Annotated in this window: 13 protein-coding genes and 1 pseudogene; 3 read left to right on the top strand and 11 right to left on the bottom strand. The window is 57.3% G+C overall.

What is annotated here, in order from left to right; translation table 11 throughout:
* Together FJU30_RS23795 and ygjG are read right to left on the bottom strand one after the other, a co-directional pair.
* A pseudogene (locus FJU30_RS23795) lies at positions 1-67 on the bottom strand (IS200/IS605 family transposase); the annotation flags it as partial.
* A gap of 204 nt (positions 68-271) precedes the next feature.
* Positions 272-1,699 (bottom strand): putrescine aminotransferase, encoded by a 1,428-nt coding sequence (gene ygjG, locus FJU30_RS23800; protein WP_223881688.1) that lies wholly within the window; start codon positions 1,697-1,699, stop codon positions 272-274.
* A gap of 422 nt (positions 1,700-2,121) precedes the next feature.
* Between ygjG and FJU30_RS23805 the strand changes: the two genes are divergently transcribed.
* Both FJU30_RS23805 and FJU30_RS23810 read left to right on the top strand, forming a co-directional pair.
* Positions 2,122-2,712 carry a hypothetical protein gene (locus tag FJU30_RS23805; RefSeq protein ID WP_150437450.1) on the top strand — a complete coding sequence of 197 codons (591 nt, stop codon included), beginning with the start codon at positions 2,122-2,124 and terminating at the stop codon, positions 2,710-2,712.
* A 166-nt stretch (positions 2,713-2,878) separates the two neighbouring features.
* The gene (locus FJU30_RS23810) at positions 2,879-3,856 is read left to right on the top strand and encodes a DUF3829 domain-containing protein (protein ID WP_191091679.1); all 978 of its coding nucleotides are present in this window, start codon (positions 2,879-2,881) and stop codon (positions 3,854-3,856) included.
* 124 nt (positions 3,857-3,980) lie between these two features.
* Here the strand turns inward: FJU30_RS23810 and FJU30_RS23815 are convergent, their stop codons facing one another.
* The 5 genes from FJU30_RS23815 to nifH all read right to left on the bottom strand — a co-directional run bounded on the left by FJU30_RS23815 (position 3,981) and on the right by nifH (position 8,971).
* Positions 3,981-4,640, bottom strand: coding sequence for a NifB/NifX family molybdenum-iron cluster-binding protein (locus FJU30_RS23815; protein WP_150437504.1), 660 nt, complete (start codon positions 4,638-4,640; stop codon positions 3,981-3,983).
* Positions 4,641-4,660: 20 nt separating this feature from the next.
* On the bottom strand, positions 4,661-4,876 hold the full coding sequence (gene nifT, locus FJU30_RS23820; protein WP_150437452.1) for a putative nitrogen fixation protein NifT: 216 nt from the start codon (positions 4,874-4,876) through the stop codon (positions 4,661-4,663).
* A 66-nt stretch (positions 4,877-4,942) separates the two neighbouring features.
* Positions 4,943-6,511 carry a nitrogenase molybdenum-iron protein subunit beta gene (gene nifK, locus FJU30_RS23825; protein ID WP_150437453.1) on the bottom strand — a complete coding sequence of 523 codons (1,569 nt, stop codon included), beginning with the start codon at positions 6,509-6,511 and terminating at the stop codon, positions 4,943-4,945.
* A gap of 57 nt (positions 6,512-6,568) precedes the next feature.
* A complete protein-coding gene (gene nifD, locus FJU30_RS23830) occupies positions 6,569-8,017 on the bottom strand; it encodes a nitrogenase molybdenum-iron protein alpha chain (protein ID WP_150437454.1) in 1,449 nt (482 codons plus the stop codon).
* A gap of 72 nt (positions 8,018-8,089) precedes the next feature.
* On the bottom strand, positions 8,090-8,971 hold the full coding sequence (gene nifH / locus FJU30_RS23835) for a nitrogenase iron protein (protein ID WP_150437455.1): 882 nt from the start codon (positions 8,969-8,971) through the stop codon (positions 8,090-8,092).
* A 601-nt stretch (positions 8,972-9,572) separates the two neighbouring features.
* Here nifH and nifJ point away from each other — a divergent pair.
* Positions 9,573-13,082: a pyruvate:ferredoxin (flavodoxin) oxidoreductase gene (nifJ, locus tag FJU30_RS23840; protein WP_150437456.1), complete on the top strand. Its 3,510-nt coding sequence runs from the start codon at positions 9,573-9,575 to the stop codon at positions 13,080-13,082.
* Between the two features lie 265 nt (positions 13,083-13,347).
* Here the strand turns inward: nifJ and FJU30_RS23845 are convergent, their stop codons facing one another.
* The 4 genes from FJU30_RS23845 to FJU30_RS23860 all read right to left on the bottom strand — a co-directional run bounded on the left by FJU30_RS23845 (position 13,348) and on the right by FJU30_RS23860 (position 18,563).
* The gene (locus tag FJU30_RS23845; protein WP_223881689.1) at positions 13,348-13,971 is read right to left on the bottom strand and encodes a hypothetical protein; all 624 of its coding nucleotides are present in this window, start codon (positions 13,969-13,971) and stop codon (positions 13,348-13,350) included.
* A gap of 272 nt (positions 13,972-14,243) precedes the next feature.
* A complete protein-coding gene (locus FJU30_RS23850) occupies positions 14,244-14,549 on the bottom strand; it encodes a hypothetical protein (RefSeq protein ID WP_150437458.1) in 306 nt (101 codons plus the stop codon).
* A gap of 135 nt (positions 14,550-14,684) precedes the next feature.
* Entirely contained in the window at positions 14,685-17,114 is a 2,430-nt protein-coding gene (locus FJU30_RS23855) for an energy transducer TonB (protein ID WP_150437459.1), read from the bottom strand.
* A 21-nt stretch (positions 17,115-17,135) separates the two neighbouring features.
* The gene (locus FJU30_RS23860; RefSeq protein WP_191091681.1) at positions 17,136-18,563 is read right to left on the bottom strand and encodes a DNA-binding protein; all 1,428 of its coding nucleotides are present in this window, start codon (positions 18,561-18,563) and stop codon (positions 17,136-17,138) included.
* Between the last annotated feature and the right edge of the window lies 1 nt (position 18,564).

Consider the following 18,564-nt stretch of genomic DNA (forward strand, 5'->3'; position numbering starts at 1 on the left):
TCGGCGCAAATACTATGTGATATTTACAGTTCCATCGGGTGTGCGCTAAGCTCTTTTCGTCCCCCATTGGGACCCCCTTTCAATTTTTGTTTAACTTTTGCAGTTGCCAGACCGCAAGGTGTTTTAACAAATCGAAAGGGGTTTTTATAACCGACTTATAGCTGAAAGCTTTACGGAACCCCCAGCCTAGCTGGGGGTTTTCTATAGACAAAAAAGCCAGTTCGCATATCGAACTGGCTTTGACGTTTTGTGATATTACCGGCGGTTTGACTTACAGCGCCATCGCGTTATCGGCGGAGGCGGAAACGGATTTGGACTTCGCGCCCTTACCCCATTTATTGCGCAGACCGGCCAACACCTGTTCAACCGTCGCCAATACCTGACCGCACTGCTCGCGGGTGATGGTCAGCGGCGGCTCAATACGCACCGTTTTCGAGTTGTTCAGCGTACCGGCCACCAGGATGCCCTGGCGGAACAGCTCGCTGGCGAAATCATAGCCGATTTCGTTTTGCCGGAACTCGATCGACTGCAGCAGCCCCAGACCGCGGGCCTCCACCACCAGTTCAGAATAACCGGCGACCCGTTTTTTCAGGCCGTTCAGCAGGAACGCGCCGTTTTGCGCGGCCCTGTCGGGCAGTTTTTCGCTCAACAACACGTTCACCGTCGCCAGCGCCGCGGCGCAGGCCAGCGGGTTGCCGCCGAAAGTGGTGGTGTGCAGGAACGGGTTTTCGAACAGTACGGAAAACACCTCTTCGGTGGCCACCGTCGCGCCGATGGGCATTACGCCGCCGCCCAGCGCTTTCGCAAGGCACAGGATATCCGGCTCAACGCCATAGTGCTCGCAGGCGAACATCTTGCCGGTGCGCCCCATGCCGGTTTGCACTTCATCCAGAATCAACAGCGCGCCGATTTCGTCGCACAGCGCGCGCACCGCCGGCAGATATTGCTCCGGCGGCACAATCACGCCGCCCTCGCCCTGGATCGGTTCAAGAATCACCGCAGCGATCCCTTCGCCACTTTCATGACATTGCTTAACCTGCTCCCACATTGCTGCGATATCACCAAAAGGCACATGGTGAAATCCCGGTAGCAATGGCATGAAAGGCTTACGAAACGCCGGTTTGGCGGTAGCCGACAGCGATCCCATGGACTTGCCGTGGAACGCGCCGTTCGTGGCGATAAAACTAAACTTGCCGCGCGGAGACTGGTACGCTTTGGCTAATTTCAGCGCGGCTTCGACTGATTCAGTGCCGCTGTTGCCAAAGAAGCTGTATTTCAGTTTGCCGGGAGTAATGGCCGCCAGCGTTTTAGCCAGCATGGCGCGCAGCGGATCCAGCAATTCCTGGCTGTGCAGCGGCTGTTTGGAGAGTTGCTTTTCAACCGCCGCCAGCACCGACGGGTTGCGGTGGCCGACGCTAAAGATGCCGTAACCGCCCAGGCAATCAAGATATTCGTTGCCCTGCGTATCTAATAACGTGTTCGGGCTATTGGCCCGCCATTCAACGGCGCCGTAGCTGCCGCCGGAGGTGACGGATTTCCTGTACTCCAGAAATCCAGGATTGACATACTCGCGGAAAGCATCGAGCGTTTCCTGGTTCAACGCTGCAACATCTTCCTGAGACAGGGTATCACTCATAATCCATTTTAATGCCTGCTGAGAATACTCAAGCGGGCTGCAGTGGTCAGGCTGTCTGGACAAAATGCGCTCCTTGTTTATTGGCATCACATGATGCCAATTTAATTAAGGCATAAAGCACGCCAGTAAGTTTGTTTGATAAAAAATAAAAATTTTCATCTAAAAAAAACGAGATTACAGGAACAAAATAAAAACCACATGCAGAACTTAACAGTTAAGACAGATTAAAGAGTGTTGTCCTGCCATGCCCCAGGTGCACCAAAAAAGACCACTTTGCACCATTATAATGCAGCTGCTGTTTCTGTTGCGCCGCCATGCGGAATCGGGTTTGATGGCCTGAATACTGCGACCGCCAGGGTAAACGGCATCGCTGGAGCGGTCGCGGCGGGCCGGGATAAGCGCACGGTCGAAAACGGATTTACCGCGCGGCCGGCGGGCCGGATAATAAGCCCGTGCGCTTAGCAATAAATAATAAAAGGTACAGGATGGAAGCAACGATCATGTTGCTGAGCTTTGCTCAGTATATTCCCTATTTTATCGCGCTCGGCAGACGACGCGTTCAGCCTTCCGTCAGCGGCTGGCTCTGTTTCGCGCTTTCGCTGATCGTGACGATCATCGCCTCCGTCTCGCTGGGGCACTACAGCATTCTGATCGCCTGCGGATTAAGTCTGCTCTGCCAACTGGTGATTATCGCATGGGGTGTCGTCCGCGGCCTGGCGTTCAGGCCGGATAAAACCGAGCGGACGATTCTGTTTGCCGTCGGCGGCAGTATTGCGCTCTGGCTGATCACCGGTCAGGCGGAACTGGCGATCTATCTCAATATCGCTATCGATTTAGCCGGCACCGGACTGACGCTCAAAAAACTGCTGCATATTCCCGCCTCCGAATCGCTGCTGACCTGGTTAATCGGCACCGTCGGCTCCGCGCTGTCGGTGGTTTATTTTTTCAATGGCGTAAGCAGCGACTTTTTATATTTACTGACGATTTTCGTTTCCAACCTTGTGGTGCTGTTGTTGCTTGCCGGTCAGCTATATTCACGCAGAAACGGCGGCGGCACGCTGCCTCATGCCCGCTAATCGCTATAGCGGGCGAACTTAAGCAAAATATTGCCGCGCGCGCGGCCCTTCCTTGCCGATAACAATTTAAGCTCGCTGGCTAAAGCAAAAACTATTAAAATGCCGCGGCAGCAGAGTGTGGTGTCAACAACGTTAACTTTATCAGATAAGCAAAATGGAAATAAAAATGGGACTTAAGAAAAAGAGTGCACTTCTGGCATCTGCGGTAGCCATTGCCTCCGCCCTGTTCATTACCGGGTGCGATAACAGCGGCGATAATAGCGCAAAAAACGAACAAACCGAACAGCAACTCGTCCAACAGCGGGAAATCGCAAAATATAACGCCTATATTGATACCGCCAACGCGTTCCGCGACGATTTAGCCTCTGAATTAGAAAATCATATCGACTATATGCAGAACGACGCCAAAAAAGAAGACTATGAAGGCTATAGAGTCATCGGCGCCACAGACATTACCAGAATGAGCGACGATATAGACAAAGCGGCAGCCATGTCGCCCGTCATGGACGATCTGGACGCGCCGGCCAAAGCGTTTTCCAGCGCGCTGCATAATATTCAGCCGCTGATTACCGAGCTTGGCGATTATGTCGATGCTAAAGGCATGCTGGCCGATAAGGGCGAAAAAGCCCGGGCTAAAGAAAAAGAATATGTTGCGCTTATGACCGAGCTGATCAACGCCCAAAATAAATTCACCGATGCGATAGAAAAACGCAACGAGGAAAACCTGCGGACAACCATGGAAAAAGCCGATAAGGACTCGCCGGAATACTATCGAGCCGCCGTCGCGCTTTACTCGAGGCAGGTAACGGTGGACGCCCATAAATTCTATGAAGCCTTATATGCAAATACGCCAGACAAAGAGATTAATAACGACTTCAAAGAAAATATCGATAAGCTAGCCGGGCTGACGCAAGGCTGTCCGGCGGCTAAAAGCGAGATTAACGAACTGGTCGCCAATGGACGGAACGCCATAAACAAAGCGCAGAAAGGGGGATATGCGATCGAGGGCACCAACGAGGTGGCTAAACGCGTATTGGAATTCAGTATCCGTCAAAACATCAGAACGGATCAACAGCGGTTTGAACTGGATTACAGCAGACTGATCGGCGCGATCAACCGACCGGCCGGCTGCGGTAAGCAATAATAGTTTGCCGGGTCCGGCCTTGAGCGCCGACCGCCCAGCCCCTCAGCGCGCCCTCATGCGCGCTGTCGTCCTCGTTCTGACCGTTTGGCGTGCGGCATCGTCCGCAGCGCCCCTTCCCGCCGCGTCAAAACGCCCGCGCCGCCAGTGGATTATCCTTATTTAGCCGTTTCGCCAGCCACGGCGGCAGGCGCCCCGCCAGCAGTTTTTGCAACGCCTCGCGCTGTGAAGCGATGGTGACGCCGGGCGTCACTTTCACCGGGTGAATATTGTGACGGATAATGCGCGCGGCGGCCGGGCCGCCAATCGTCTCGCAAAACAACAGGTGACAATCATTCAGCAGGCGCGCACGCGCCTCATTACCCTCCTGCGCGCGATACGCCGCCGGGTAGCGGCGCAGCGCATACAGCCACGACCCCGCGGCATCGAACGCGTAAATAAAAAATAGCCGGCACTGGCCGAAATGGCCGTTAACCGCCAGCCCGTCCTGCGAAGCGAACGCCGCCAGCAGTTGGTGCGGCGGCATGACCGGCGCAACGGTTAAATGATCGGGCAACTCGCCGTTCAGACAGGCCATCACCTGCTGCCAGCGACCAACGGTCATGGCCGACGCGTCGCCGGGAAAACGCGGCTCCAGCCGGGCCAGCGTCAGCGACTGCACGTGGGCCAGATCCAGCCCCGCGTCGTCCCCCTGGCTGAGCCAGTTCAGCAATTGCGCCGGCGACAGCTCCGGCAGACACTGGATCAGTGCGAACAGCCGCCAGAACAGCACATCGTATTTCGTTATCATCCTCTTCTCCTTCGCCGTCAGCGTTCAGAGCGCGAGGCGCGCAGACTGACTGGAAATAACGGCCGGCTGGCCTGCGGATCGACGTACCAACGGCGGCCGCCCTCCAGCTCAATCCGGCCGCCCCAGCGATCCGGCCGATCGAACTCCACGCCGGTCACCCGGGCCTCCAGGTCTTGTTTCGCGATATAGCAATAAAGCTGATCGTCACGCTGACGAAAAATCACCATGGGCATGGCCGCCTCCTCACCCCCCGGCCGCCAGCGACCGGGCCAGTAGCGCGCCCCATAGGGCGCGCAGGGTTAGCGAACAAGGTCAAAACCGTAATCGGTCTTGCCCAGCTTCATGGTGTCGCGATCCAGTTTCTCCAGCACCGCATTGACCAGCGTGGTCAGGATCGACATCGCGCCTTCGTAGCCCCAGGTAGTCTGCCGGTGCAGATGGTGACGATCGAACAGCGGGAAACCGAGACGGATCAGCGGCACTTCAAACTGCTCGCCTTTGGCCAGCGTGTCGCGCTGGATAAACTTGCCGTACGAGTTGCCGATCATAAAATCCGGCCGGTTGGTGAACATCAGCGAGCGGAAGTGCCACAGATCGCAGCCGACATAAACCTCGCTCTGCTGGCCGTACGGCGAATCCGCCAGTATTTTCTTCATCGCCTTCAGCCAGCGCTTACTGCCGTTGTGACACAGGACCACCGTCGGCTCGCAGCCCAGCTCCAGCAGGAACTGCGTCAGCCCCATGACAAAATCCGGATCGCCGTACAGCCCGAAGCGCTTGCCGTGCAGCCAGGTATGCGAATCGAGCATCATGTCCACCAGCCGTCCGCGCTCCAGCGTCAGTTCGTCGGCGATCGGCTTGCCGGTCAGCTGGCTGATAGTCATCAACAGCTTATCCGTCGCCGCCAGGCCGATCGGCACCGTAACCTCGGTGGCCGGCTGCTGCCAGTCGTCGCGCACCAGCTTTTTGGTTTTAGTCAGGTGCCAGGGCTGCAGCAACAGCGTATCGATGGCGTTCGGCGCCTCGCGCATCGCCTGCTGGGGGGTGCCGCCGGCGTACATACGGTAATGGCCGTCCGCCGGCGTATCCAGCACCTCCGACGGGTCGGACAGAATACTGCACGGCACATCCATCTGCGCCATCATGCGCTTAATCACGCGGAAATTGCCGAGATAGGTTTCAAAGCCGGTGACCACGTTCAGACGCGGCAGGCTGCCGGGCTGAAATGTCTTTCCCTCGCCGCCGGTAAAGGTGCGGGCGAAGCCTTCGAACATATTGTCCCAGCCGGTGACGTGACTGCCGATAAAGCTCGGCGTATGGGCGTAGGGAATCGGCATATCGGCGTCGACAAAGCCGTCTTTTTTGGCATTGGCGATAAACGCCTGCAGATCGTCGCCGATCACTTCCGCCATGCAGGTGGTCGCGACGCCGATAATTTCCGGCTTATACAACGCGCTGGCGTTCTGCAAACCGCTGTTCATATTGTTGTTGCCGCCAAACACGGCGGCGTCTTCCGTCATCGAATCGGAGACGCAAGCCACCGGCTCCTTGAAATGACGGTTAAAGTAGGTGCGGAAATAGGCCACGCAGCCCTGCGAACCGTGTACATAGGGCAACGTATTGGCGAAGCCGAGCGAGCACAGCACCGCGCCCAGCGGCTGACAGGCTTTCGCCGGATCGACGGTTAACGCCTCGCGTTTGAAATTCAGCTCTTTATACTCTTCGGTGGTGGTCCACTCGAATACCTCGCGTACGCGTTGTTCCTCATGCGCTTCTTCCAGACCGCGTTTATCGTGAAACAGCGTCTGGTATTCGTCCTGCTCAAACAGAGGGTAGCAGGGCTGGATCTTTTCAGCGGTTTGACTCATGTTTTTTCTCCTCCCGCGCCACAAATCGGTGGACTGACGGGCTAATCAGGGCGTAAATCAGGCGGATTTCAGCCAGGGGGCGGTCAGTTCGCGCCAGCAGGGATTGTTGAGGGTCATATCCATATCGCGGGCGAAGATGGCGAAGCCGTCGTAACCGTGATAAGGACCGGAGTAATCCCAGGAGTGCATCTGGCGAAACGGCACCCCCATCTTCTGGAAGATGTATTTCTCTTTGATGCCGGAGCCGATCAGATCGGGTTTGAGCGCCTTAACCAGGGCCTCCAGCTCGTAGCTGCTGGCATCGTCGAACAACAGCGTGCCCTCCTTCAGCTCCGGCAGCGTACGGTCATAATCATCGTTATGGGCGAACTCATAGCCGGTGCCGATGATCTCCATGCCCAGATCTTCGTAAGCGCCAATCACGTGACGCGGACGCAGACCGCCGAGATACAGCATCACCTTGCGGCCCTCCAGCCGCGGCCGGTATTTGGCGATCACCGCGTCGGTCTGCGCCTGGTATCTGGCGATCACCGCTTCGGCATTCTGTTGAATACGCTCATCGAACAGCGCGGCGATTTTGCGCAGCGACTCGGCCGTTTTGGTCGGTCCGAAGAAGTTGTATTCCAGCCACGGAATACCGTGCTTTTCTTCCATGTGGCGCGAGATATAGTTCATCGAACGGTAGCAGTGCACCAGATTGAGCTTCACGTTCGGCGTGTTTTCCATTTCCACCAGCGTGCCGTCGCCGGACCACTGCGCCACCACCCGCAGCCCCATCTGCTCCAGCAGAATGCGCGAGGCCCAGGCGTCGCCGCCGATGTTGTAGTCGCCGATGATCGCCACATCGTACGGCGTGGACTCGAACGCTTTGCCTGCGCGGTTATCCAGCACCCAGTCGCGGATTACGTCGTTGGCGATATGGTGACCGAGCGACTGCGATACCCCGCGAAAGCCCTCGCAGCGCACCGGCACCACCGGTTTACCGATCGCCTTGCGGCTGGCGTTGGCCACGGCGGAAATATCGTCGCCAATCAGGCCGACCGGGCATTCGGACTGTACGGTGATGCCTTTGGTCAGCGGGAACAGCAGTTCCAGTTCCTCAATCAGTCTGGCGAGCTTTTTATCGCCGCCGAATACAATGTCGCGTTCCTGAAAATCGGAGGTGAAATTGACGGTGCCGAAACTGTTAATACCGCTCATGCCGGTGTAATAGTTGCGGCGTCCGGCGCGCGAATATTGACCGCAGCCGATCGGCCCGTGGGAAATATGCGCCATATCCTTAATCGGCCCGAACACCACGCCTTTGGAGCCGGCATAGGCGCAGCCGCGCACCGTCATCACGCCCGGCTGCGATTTACGATTGGAGGTAATGCATTTCCCCACCCCCGCCAGCGCCGGATCGCTGACCATCATATGCTTTGTCCGATCTTTACGCGCTTTATCAGGGAACACTTCCAGCACTTCCTGAATAATCGCCTGATTGCGTTCACTCGTTGCATTTGTCATGCTCGATACCTTCTTCATTCGCCAGACACGGGCTGCAATAGCCCGCCGCTGCCTGTACACGCGGGTTATTGATCAGACGGCACCCTCTTCCGCCGCCGTTTTACCGATAATGCTGGTGTCTTCTTCTTCCAGAATGCCGAATTCCATCAGCAGCGCCTCCAGTTCATCCATCGTCACCGGCGTCGGCACCACCATCATGGTGTTGTTGACGATTTTGCTGGCCAGGGTGCGATATTCATCGGCCTGCTTACAGTCGGGATCGTATTCAATCACCGTCATGCGGCGGATTTCGGCGCGCTGCACGATGTTGTCGCGCGGAATAAAGTGGAGCATCTGCGTGCCGAGCTTTTCCGCCAGCGCCATGATCAGCTCGTCTTCCCGATCGGTCTGACGCGAATTGCAGATCAGGCCGCCCAGCCGCACCTTGCCGGATTTGGCGTATTTGACGATCCCTTTACAGATGTTGTTGGCGGCGTACATCGCCATCATCTCTCCCGAACAGACGATGTAGATCTCCTGCGCCTTGTTTTCGCGGATCGGCATGGCGAAGCCGCCGCACACCACATCGCCCAGCACGTCGTAGAACACGAAGTCGAGATCGCCTTCATAGGCGCCCTCTTCCTCAAGGAAATTAATGGCGGTGATCACGCCGCGCCCCGCGCAGCCGACGCCCGGCTCCGGCCCGCCGGACTCGGCGCAGCGCACGCCGCCGTAGCCGATCTGCAGCACATCCTCCAGTTCCAGATCTTCAACCGAACCGACTTCGGCCGCCATCTCCATAATGGTGTTCTGCGCTTTGGCGTGCAGGATCAAACGGGTGGAGTCGGCCTTAGGATCACAGCCGACGATCATGACTTTCTTCTTCATTTCCGCCAGCGCGGCGACCAGATTCTGCGTGGTGGTGGATTTACCGATACCGCCCTTGCCATAGATGGCGCTTTGACGCATTGCCATAATGATTTCTCCTGTACGGTTGATAAGCGTTGCCGCAGGAGAGTTGCAGGGAATGTACCAGCCGGCGTTAAATAGTTAATAGATTGATTTTAAAAGATATGATTTCATAAGATGCGATCGATTCGGGTTCAACACTGGACAATCGGCAAACCAATTGTTGGAAAGTGAACAATCCTGACAAGCGGCGGCGGAGCAGGGTCCGACGCGCACGGGGCAGGCCGGCCCCGCGCGACGCAGGGCGCCTTAAAGGCTAAACATGCCATTCATCTTCCGCGACGCGCTGGCAGTGCGGGCGGCTTCATTCTTGTCATCGCCGCGCCTCGCGTTATTTCAGCCGTCGCCGCCCGCCGACACTTTGTTAACAGGCTGACAGGATGTCGCAGTCCGTGTCTTATTCCATTCAATCCCGCACGCGTATTTTCTGCGCCGCCGACGCGCAACCATCCCTAACCCATTAAAAAATAAACTTGTATTTCTCTCGTCAGGAGATGGCACAGGCTGTGCTTAGCTAACGGGCAAGACCCTGGCGTCTGCCGGACGCGTGGCGCAGCGCGCCGTGTAGCCGCACAAGGCGTCAGCACACTGCAAAGAGGATCCACAAATGGCAAGAAAGATGAAAACAATGGATGGCAATGCCGCCGCCGCATATATTTCCTACGCCTTTACCGAAGTGGCGGCGATCTATCCCATCACTCCGTCCACCCCAATGGCCGAAAACGTAGACGAATGGGCCGCCCAGGGGAAAAGAAATCTGTTCGGTCAGCCGGTGAAAATGGTGGAAATGCAGTCTGAATCCGGCGCCGCCGGCGCGGTGCACGGTTCGCTGCAGGTCGGCGCGCTCACCACGACATATACCGCCTCGCAGGGATTGCTGCTGATGATCCCCAACCTGTACAAAATCGCCGGCGAGCTGCTGCCGGGGGTGTTTCACGTCAGCGCCCGCGCGCTGGCCACCAGTTCGCTGAATATCTTTGGCGATCACCAGGACGTGATGGCGGTGCGGCAGACCGGCTGCGCCATGCTGGCCGAAAGCAGCGTCCAGCAGGTGATGGATCTCTCGGCCGTGGCGCATCTGACGGCGATTAAAGGCCGCGTGCCCTTTATTAACTTTTTTGACGGTTTTCGCACTTCGCATGAGATCCAGAAAATCGAGCTGCTGGAATACGATGAACTGGGCGAATTGCTCGACTGGCCGGCGCTGGACCGTTTTCGCCGCCACGCGCTGCACCCGGACCATCCTGTGGTGCGCGGCACGGCGCAGAATCCCGACATCTACTTTCAGGAGCGGGAGGCGGTTAACCCGTTTTATGACGCGCTGCCGGATCTGGTCGAGCACGCTATGGCGCAAATCAGCCGGCTGACCGGCCGTGAGTACCATCTGTTTAACTATCACGGCGCGCCCGACGCCGAACGGCTGATCGTCGCCATGGGGTCGGTGTGCGAAACCGCGCAGGAAACGGTGGATTACCTCAACCGGCGCGGAGAAAAAGTGGGGCTGCTGACGGTGCATCTCTACCGGCCGTTTTCGCTGCGCCACTTCTTTGCAGCGATTCCGCCGTCGGTCAGTAAAATCGCCGTGCTGGATCGCACCAAAGAACCGGGCGCGCACGGCGAACCGCTCTATCTGGACGTCAAAAACGCTTATTACAGTCGCGAACGACGGCCGCTGATCGTCGGCGGGCGCTACGGGCTGGGCGGCAAAGACATCTTCCCGGCCCATATCGTCTCGGTGTTTGATAATCTGAACCTGGCGACGCCGAAAGATGGCTTTACCCTCGGTATCCTGGATGATATTACCCACACCTCGCTGCCGCGGCCCGGCGTCGATATCGATACCTCGCCGACCGGCACCTCCGCCTGTAAATTCTGGGGGCTGGGCTCGGACGGCACGGTCGGCGCCAACAAGAGCGCGATAAAAATCATCGGCGACCAGACGCCGATGTATGCCCAGGCCTACTTTTCCTATGATTCGAAAAAATCCGGCGGCATTACCGTTTCTCACCTGCGCTTCGGGCCGAAACCGATCACCGCGCCGTACCTGATCCAGAAGGCGAACTTCATCTCCTGCTCGCAGCAATCCTATGTGGACAAATACGATCTGCTGGCCGGACTGGCGCCGGGCGGCACATTTCTGCTCAACTGCAGCTGGGAGCCGGCGGAGCTGGAAGACAAGCTGCCGGCGTCGATGAAGCGCTATCTCGCCGGCAACGATATCCGTTTTTACATCGTCAACGCGGTCGACATTGCCCGGCAGCTCGGTCTGGGCGGCCGCTTTAATATGATAATGCAGGCGGCTTTTTTTAAGCTGACCGATATTATTCCGGCCGCAACGGCCGCGGGTTATCTGAAGGATGCGGTGCTGAAGTCCTACGGCAAAAAAGGGCCTAAAGTGGTCGAAATGAACAACAGCGCCATCGACCAGGGCATGCTGGCGCCGGTGCGGATCGACATTCCGGCGCACTGGAAAAGCCAGAGCGACGCCCCGCGCGATCGGCCTCCGGTACCTGACTTTATCCGTCAGATCCTGGAGCCGATGAACCGTCAGGAAGGCGACAACCTGCCGGTGAGCGCCTTCAGCGGCATGGAGGACGGCACCTTTCCGCCGGGCACCGCCGCCTTCGAAAAACGCGGCATCGCCATCAACGTGCCGGAGTGGCGGGCGGAAGGCTGCACCCAGTGCAACCAGTGCGCGTTTATCTGCCCGCACGCCGCGATTCGCCCGGCGCTGCTGGACGAGCAAGAGTGGCGGGCTGCGCCGGACGGTCTGACGGCGCAGCCCGCCAAAGGCGCGAAAACCTTCTACTACCATTTGTCGGTATCGCCGCTGGACTGCTCCGGCTGCGGCAACTGCGTGGATATCTGTCCGTCCAGGGGCAAGGCGCTGAATATGCAGCCGCTGGAGTCCCAGCGGCTGCAAATCGGGCTATGGGAGTATGCGCTCGGCCTGACGCCGAAAAGTCATCCGTTCAACAAAACCACCGTCAAAGGCAGCCAGTTTGAGCAGCCGCTGCTGGAGTTTTCCGGCGCCTGCGCCGGCTGCGGCGAAACACCCTATGCGCGCCTGATCACCCAGCTGTTCGGCGACCGGATGCTGATCGCCAACGCTACCGGTTGTTCGTCCATCTGGGGCGCCAGCGCGCCGTCTATCCCCTACACCACCAACCACAAGGGCCAGGGACCGGCCTGGGCCAACTCGCTGTTTGAAGATAACGCGGAATTCGGCCTCGGGATGTTGCTCGGCAGCAAGGCGATCCGGGATCAGGTGGCCGGCGACGTCGCCGCCGCGCTGTCGCTGCCGCTCAGCCAGTCGCTGAGCGATGCGCTCAATCTGTGGCTGGAGCTGAAAGACAGCGGCGAAAACACCCGCCGGCGCGCCGATAGCTTGATCGCGCAGCTGGCGCGGGAGAAAGGCGAACAGCCGCTGCTCAACCGCATCTACCAGAACCGCGACTACCTGACCAAACGCTCGCAGTGGATTTTCGGCGGCGACGGTTGGGCCTACGACATCGGCTACGGCGGGCTGGACCACGTGCTGGCCTCCGGCGAGGATATCAACGTGCTGGTATTCGATACCGAAGTCTACTCCAACACCGGCGGGCAGTCGTCCAAATCCACTCCGGCGGCGGCCATGGCGAAATTCGCCGCGGAAGGCAAAAGAACGCGGAAAAAAGATCTGGGCATGATGGCGATGAGCTATGGCTACGTCTATGTCGCCCAGGTGGCGATGGGCGCCGATAAAAATCAGACCCTGCGGGCGATCGCCGAAGCGGAAGCCTGGCCCGGCCCTTCGCTGATTATCGCCTACGCCGCCTGCATCAACCACGGCCTTCGCGCCGGTATGGGGTGCAGTCAGAGAGAGGTAAAACGTGCGGTGGACGCCGGCTACTGGAATCTGTACCGCTACAACCCGCAGAAACGGCAGACCGGAAAAAATCCGTTTGTCCTCGATTCCGACGAGCCGGAGGAAGATTTTCAGTCATTCCTGATGGGCGAAGTACGCTATTCATCGCTGAAACGACAATACCCGGAAATCGCCGATATGCTGTTCAGCAAAACAGAACAAGACGCCAAAGAACGGCTGGAACGCTACAGGAAACTGGCGGAAGGCTGAGGGCGCACCATTCCCTGACAGGAAACAGACAAGGACGTCACCCCGGGTCTTCGCTCACCCGCGACGACCCGATACGCTCAGAGGGCATCACCGCCCTCTTTTTATTTGCGTTGCGGCGGCGAATACACAGCCCCCGACCCGCGCGACGGCCGCAGAGCAGCCGGGCATCGATTTATCGCTCGTTCCGCCGAACACTTCAGCGAGCGACAGGGATATGCGGCGGATGGTCTGCCTGCGACGAAAATTAACGGCTTTTCGAAATCGGTCACATAGCCATCGGCGTACTGCAGCCAAAGCTGAATCGTCCGGTCTTTTTCTGTGACGCGTCGGCGCCAATAATTATGTCTTCCGGCATGGATTCCGCTTCCCGTCCCGACTCTGCGCGACCCATTGTTTTGTGAAACTGAACCCAGTCCAGCAGCCCCGCGGCGAAAACCTCGTCATCGCCGACGCGAACGGCCTGAATTCGGGCGGCCAACGCCTGACTGTCGCCTTCCGCTTCGGCGATGAACAACGCGCCGCCCTCGCCGACCGACTGCATGATAGAATGGACAAGAACGCCGTTTACCGCCAAAGGCGGCGTAAAGCGATAAGTGTAGCTGTTATACAATTCATCCATTTCATCTTCGTGTTTGAAATGAATGCTCGCTCCCGCCAGCGTGAGCACGGCGTTACGTCCTTGCTCATCGGCATGCGCATTGACGCCAAATCCTTTACAGAAGAGATTGTCGGCCAATTCTCCGGCCACCACCTGGCGGGCTTGATCCGGTGTTGAAAGCGCCTGCGCCAGTCCCGGCGCAGACCAGAGTAAAACAAACCCAAACAGGCCTGTAAAAAAACGCATCTGCACTTGCAACCCGGTATCCCTCGTCCATGGAGTCAGCGGCATGTGAACCAGCCACATATTAACCCGGTTTCAACACGATTTTTACCTGTAGAAATCATACCTGGCCCTCAATCAGCGCCGGCTCGGCTCAGACCGGACTTCGCGGGAGCGCCGCGATGTTCGCCAGACGTCCATGATCTGACGCCCCGCCGGGTATGATCCAGCATTGCACGATTAGCTCTCTCCTGAACCGACGCCTGAGTTAAATATTGCCGCAGCGCCGGAATAAACGCGCGGGACGGCGACGCGGCAATGACCATCGACCCGAACTATGCTTAAAGCGGCAACTGCCTTTTTTCCATTTCGTCGCGGTATATTTGATAAATATCACGCTGCATTCTGACAAAGGATTTATAAAAGATACCGTGCATTAAAATAGGCATCAGGTGCTGATCCTTTCTCTTTTTATATATATGGTAAAACTTAGTGAGCTGCTGATCGGTCATTTTCCCGGAGGCCAACTGACGTTGAATCGCTTTTTTCGACAGTGCAGTCAATCCCCGGACATAAAGACCAAAAATAAAAAGCATCGCGGCGATGACGATAATAAGAACAATCAACTGACCGATAAAACTCAACATTTCCATTTCCCTGACATATTAAAAACAGCTGAATTGTAAACCAAAAAAAACGCCGGGCAAGGGAAACAATATAACGCCGGGGATAATTTCCCGTCGTGATATTGTTTCCCACCGGTCAACCTGCGGGAAAAGAGACTAATTCGGCGCTTGATGGCGAAACTGCACCGGCACCAGGGTTATCCACGGTCCCTTACGCGGCGGGAAGCGCCAAAAATAAGCCGCCGCAATCACGGCGCTGTCCAGTTGCGGGTAGCCGCTGCTGGATTTGATCATGACTGCAGCCGGCGCGCCATTTTTAGCCACATCCAGCTGCAGAATCAGCTCTGCGGAGGCAATACCGCCCGCATCAAAACCAGCCGGCGGTAAAATACGCGCCCCCTCCTGCACCCCGGCATTGACGAAATCGAAAGTAAAACGATGATCGTTCTGCGCCTCCGTGGCGTTTGTCGTGCGCTGAGGAGGAAATTGCGCCATCGGCAACGCTCGCTGAGACAGCGCCAGCGGCGTTAACTTGCTAATATATTCATAGGCTTCGACGGGCGTTGCGCCTTCAGGCATGTAACGCATCTCCATACGGGCTTTCAGCGTCTCGTAACGCTCCAGTGAATTGCCGCGCAGCGATTTCAGCAACGAATACATAGGCATCATATTCCGCAACTGTGAAAAATCATTGGCCTTGCGCAAACGCGCCGCCTGGGCAAAAGCGCCGGCGGCCAGCTCCGCATCCTCATCCAGCCAGCTGATCCCCCAGCCTATCCAGCCATCGATTCGCTCCGGATTAAGCGCAATACCCTCGGCAAAATGCGTGCGGGCCTGCTCCAGCACGGATTGCCAGTAGTTCGGATCTTCGGGATAAATATCCGGCTCACGCAGTGCGCCATTGCGCCCCACATGGTAATACTGCAGGATAAAACGCGCGGCCAGCAAAACAACTTCACGATTGTTGCCATAGACCTGCGCTTTGCTATGCAGAAACGCCACGCTGGCCGCCCAGTCATCGTTATTGTTTTCCAGCCTCGGTAACGCGCGCCATGCCTCAATGACAGCCTGTAGCTTCGCCTCATCAGCGTCAAGCCGGTCCAAACCAGAAAGATGTCTCCTGAACGGCATATTGCGAAGAGAGCGAATCTGGCGGGTTATATTGGCCTCCGCCCGCGCCGTCGAGTCCTGATCGAAACGCGCCAGCCCCCGGGCCAACATCTCCAGCGTGGTTAACCAGCTCATTCTGCTACTCTCAAAACGTACGCGCACAACCTGCCGTCCGGCTTTGTCCGCGCTGGCAAACCGCCATGTGGACGCCGCCGCCAGTGCCTGTTGGTCAAAGTCCGATTCACCGCTGCCTTGCTGCACCCATAACGCGACGATACGGCCTTCCGGGTCGGTATCTACCGAGAGTACAACATCCGCCCGCTCAATATACCGCCCCACATCCGGGTATTCTATTGTCGCGGGATCAATGATTAGCTGAGGGTTGATGATGGTCACCTTTCCTGGATATTCCAGGGAGGCGGCTCGCTGCAAAGAATTTATACGATCAACAATATCGGTAAGCGGCAGAGGCTGGGCGGCCAGTTGGGCTACCTGCGGCGACGGCGTTTTCTGCTGGCGAAGAACGGCATCCTCCTGCGCTCTTGCATCCAGAATATTAAAAATAGCTTTATTTTTTTCGGGCAACGCGTCAATGACTTTTCCCAGCAGACGGTTGAGTTCCTGCAGATCGTCATCCGGCGGCAAATGTCTGGCGATCATCAGAGAGGCCATGGCCCGCTGAAGATCGGTGTTATCAGGCGTTCCCGACACAAACATCAGGGCAAACGCCCGCCAGCTGATCGCCGACAAAGGCGCCGCCAGTAAAGCGTTGTGCGCCTGGTCGAAAGCAATAAAAGTCTTGCTTTTTTTTTCACCGACCGACAGCAGCGCGCTGGCAATCACTGGTTCGGGCTGAGTCAGCAGCCAATCGCTGTAAAACGCCAGCGTTTTACTCGCCGCAGCGCGCGAGTCTTCATCCAGCGCCTGCGGCCCGGCGACAAGCGGCGCCCACGCCCGTTTCGCCGCGGCGACATCGGCGTCAGAATAACCCGATGCCGACAAATGCAATCGCTGGCTATCCAGTTTCCTGAGTAAGATCACGCTTTCAGATGGGTCAGCCCAAACGGCCTGCATCGCATGATTCACCATAGCATCCTTGTTAATCCGATAGTTTTCCCACCCATTCCCCTCTATCTTCTGCATCACAAGGCGCCGCCGGTTGGCCTCTTCGCTTAACGGCATCTGCAGCAGCGGCAGGACAACCGCCATCGCCACAACCGCCAGCCCGCCGAACATATAGCCCCTGAGTTTGTCGCGCCAGGCCTTTATCAGCATAACGCTGGACATCACCAGCGCCCCAGCCCACAGCCCCACAAAGAAATTGCGTTGCCGGAAATCGACAGAGGAAGGCAACAGCGACATAGTTAACCGATCAACGGAGCTTACCAGCCAGGTAAAAAGCACTTCCGGCCAGAATGGAAAGATGAGCGTTAATACAGCGATAACCAGCAACAGATTGCGGAATAACTTTTTCATAAAATTGTTTTTCCCACTACGCTAAGGTTTCCTGCGCAGGATGCTGAGGGAAGGCCAGACAAACAGCAGCAGCCCAAAAATGGCGGCAATGATAAAAAGAAAGATAAACAGAATACCGGAGGTGATCTGGTCGAAATACACGTTATCCATCAGTCCGGCGATCGTTTCGGCGCCTCTTACGCCGCTGGCCGAGACTGGCACGAAGGTTTGCAATAGCCAGCCGAAAATCAGCGGAACCAGCATGGCGAATAGCGTATGCCAAACCACGCGCGGAAGCAGATGAGAAAGCGCGAACGGCTGAACTCGCGCCGGCGGGGGGCGGCGCAGAGCGGTCTGAGCGGCTATCGTCCCCCCGGTCTGACGGGCTATAGTCGGCGTCCGCCGACGCTGTTTCTGCTGCTGGTGCGCCTGTTGCAGTTGTTCTTGCCGCGCGCAGGCCGCGCAATCGAATCCGGCAAAGTACTGGTGCCTGGTGTTTTTACCACACACCAGCAGTTGCTTTTTCTCCGGCCGGGCGAAATCCCGCAGACAATCGGCCCACTGCCGCGCGGAAGGCCGCTGAGAAGGCGGCCCGGCAAACGCCTGGTCGAACAACAGGCGTATGCCGGCCGGCATCGCCGCATGGCCGCTCGCTGGTATCGGCGCGATCTGTCGGTGGGCCTGTTGCCCATAGGCGTAAAATCGTCCGGCGATACGTCCGGGAATATCGGTGGGCACCCGTTGATCGGCCGGCCGGCCGCTGAAGGGATGGATGCCGAAATTCAGCAACTGGAATACGATGACCGCCAGCGCAAAGCGGTCCTGCCACTCTTCCTGATTTTCCGGTACCTTTTGCGCCTTTTGAAATTCGGGTGCGAGGTATTCGACGGTAAACTGCCCGGCCGGGAAGCGCTCATTAACGCCCTGAATACTGAAGCCATCGCAATCCAGCAGCGCCATGTAGAGGCTACTCTTATAAAAACGCAGGTTGAGCGGTTTCATATCAATGATGCGATGCCCCTGGCGGTGTAGCGCTTCCACCAGCGAACACAGATTATAGGAGAGGCTGACTTTGGCGCCCAACCCCGTCGGCAGCTGATGCGCCTTCGCCTGGCGCTCCTGCAGAATGTACTCCAGTTCAATGGTATTGCGGACATCCAGTTCCGGCATAACAAAGCCGACGAAACGTTTATTACGGTCAAATAACGGCGCTTCGGGCCAGGCCAGTTGAACGATCGGTTTTTCATGCACGATGACCGGCTCGATTTCGGGCCGGAGCGCCAGCATGGCGGTAATTTTTCGCTGGTGGTACGGCTTATCGATTTTATCGTGATAAACCTTCGATACTTTGCCGCTGGCGTTATCGATGTGGCTGACGCTGCCGGCTCCGCCGCTTTTAATCAGCTTGCCGATGCGATAGGCATTGCCCTGTTGGTCCTGTAGCTGAACGTTTTTTCCCCCTGGCGCCATG

Source organism: Affinibrenneria salicis (assembly GCF_008710095.1).

Bases quoted from the DNA above. Each gene is read 5' to 3' on its own strand.
- nifJ (WP_150437456.1), top strand. From the start codon at position 9,573: ATGGCAAGAAAGATGAAAACAATGGATGGCAATGCCGCCGCCGCATAT.
- FJU30_RS23805 (WP_150437450.1), top strand. From the start codon at position 2,122: ATGGAAGCAACGATCATGTTGCTGAGCTTTGCTCAGTATATTCCCTAT.
- FJU30_RS23855 (WP_150437459.1), bottom strand. From the start codon at position 17,114: ATGAAAAAGTTATTCCGCAATCTGTTGCTGGTTATCGCTGTATTAACG.
- FJU30_RS23810 (WP_191091679.1), top strand. From the start codon at position 2,879: ATGGGACTTAAGAAAAAGAGTGCACTTCTGGCATCTGCGGTAGCCATT.
- nifK (WP_150437453.1), bottom strand. From the start codon at position 6,511: ATGAGTCAAACCGCTGAAAAGATCCAGCCCTGCTACCCTCTGTTTGAG.
- FJU30_RS23850 (WP_150437458.1), bottom strand. From the start codon at position 14,549: ATGTTGAGTTTTATCGGTCAGTTGATTGTTCTTATTATCGTCATCGCC.
- nifT (WP_150437452.1), bottom strand. From the start codon at position 4,876: ATGCCCATGGTGATTTTTCGTCAGCGTGACGATCAGCTTTATTGCTAT.
- nifH (WP_150437455.1), bottom strand. From the start codon at position 8,971: ATGGCAATGCGTCAAAGCGCCATCTATGGCAAGGGCGGTATCGGTAAA.
- FJU30_RS23860 (WP_191091681.1), bottom strand. From the start codon at position 18,563: ATGGCGCCAGGGGGAAAAAACGTTCAGCTACAGGACCAACAGGGCAAT.
- FJU30_RS23845 (WP_223881689.1), bottom strand. From the start codon at position 13,971: ATGCCGCTGACTCCATGGACGAGGGATACCGGGTTGCAAGTGCAGATG.
- nifD (WP_150437454.1), bottom strand. From the start codon at position 8,017: ATGACAAATGCAACGAGTGAACGCAATCAGGCGATTATTCAGGAAGTG.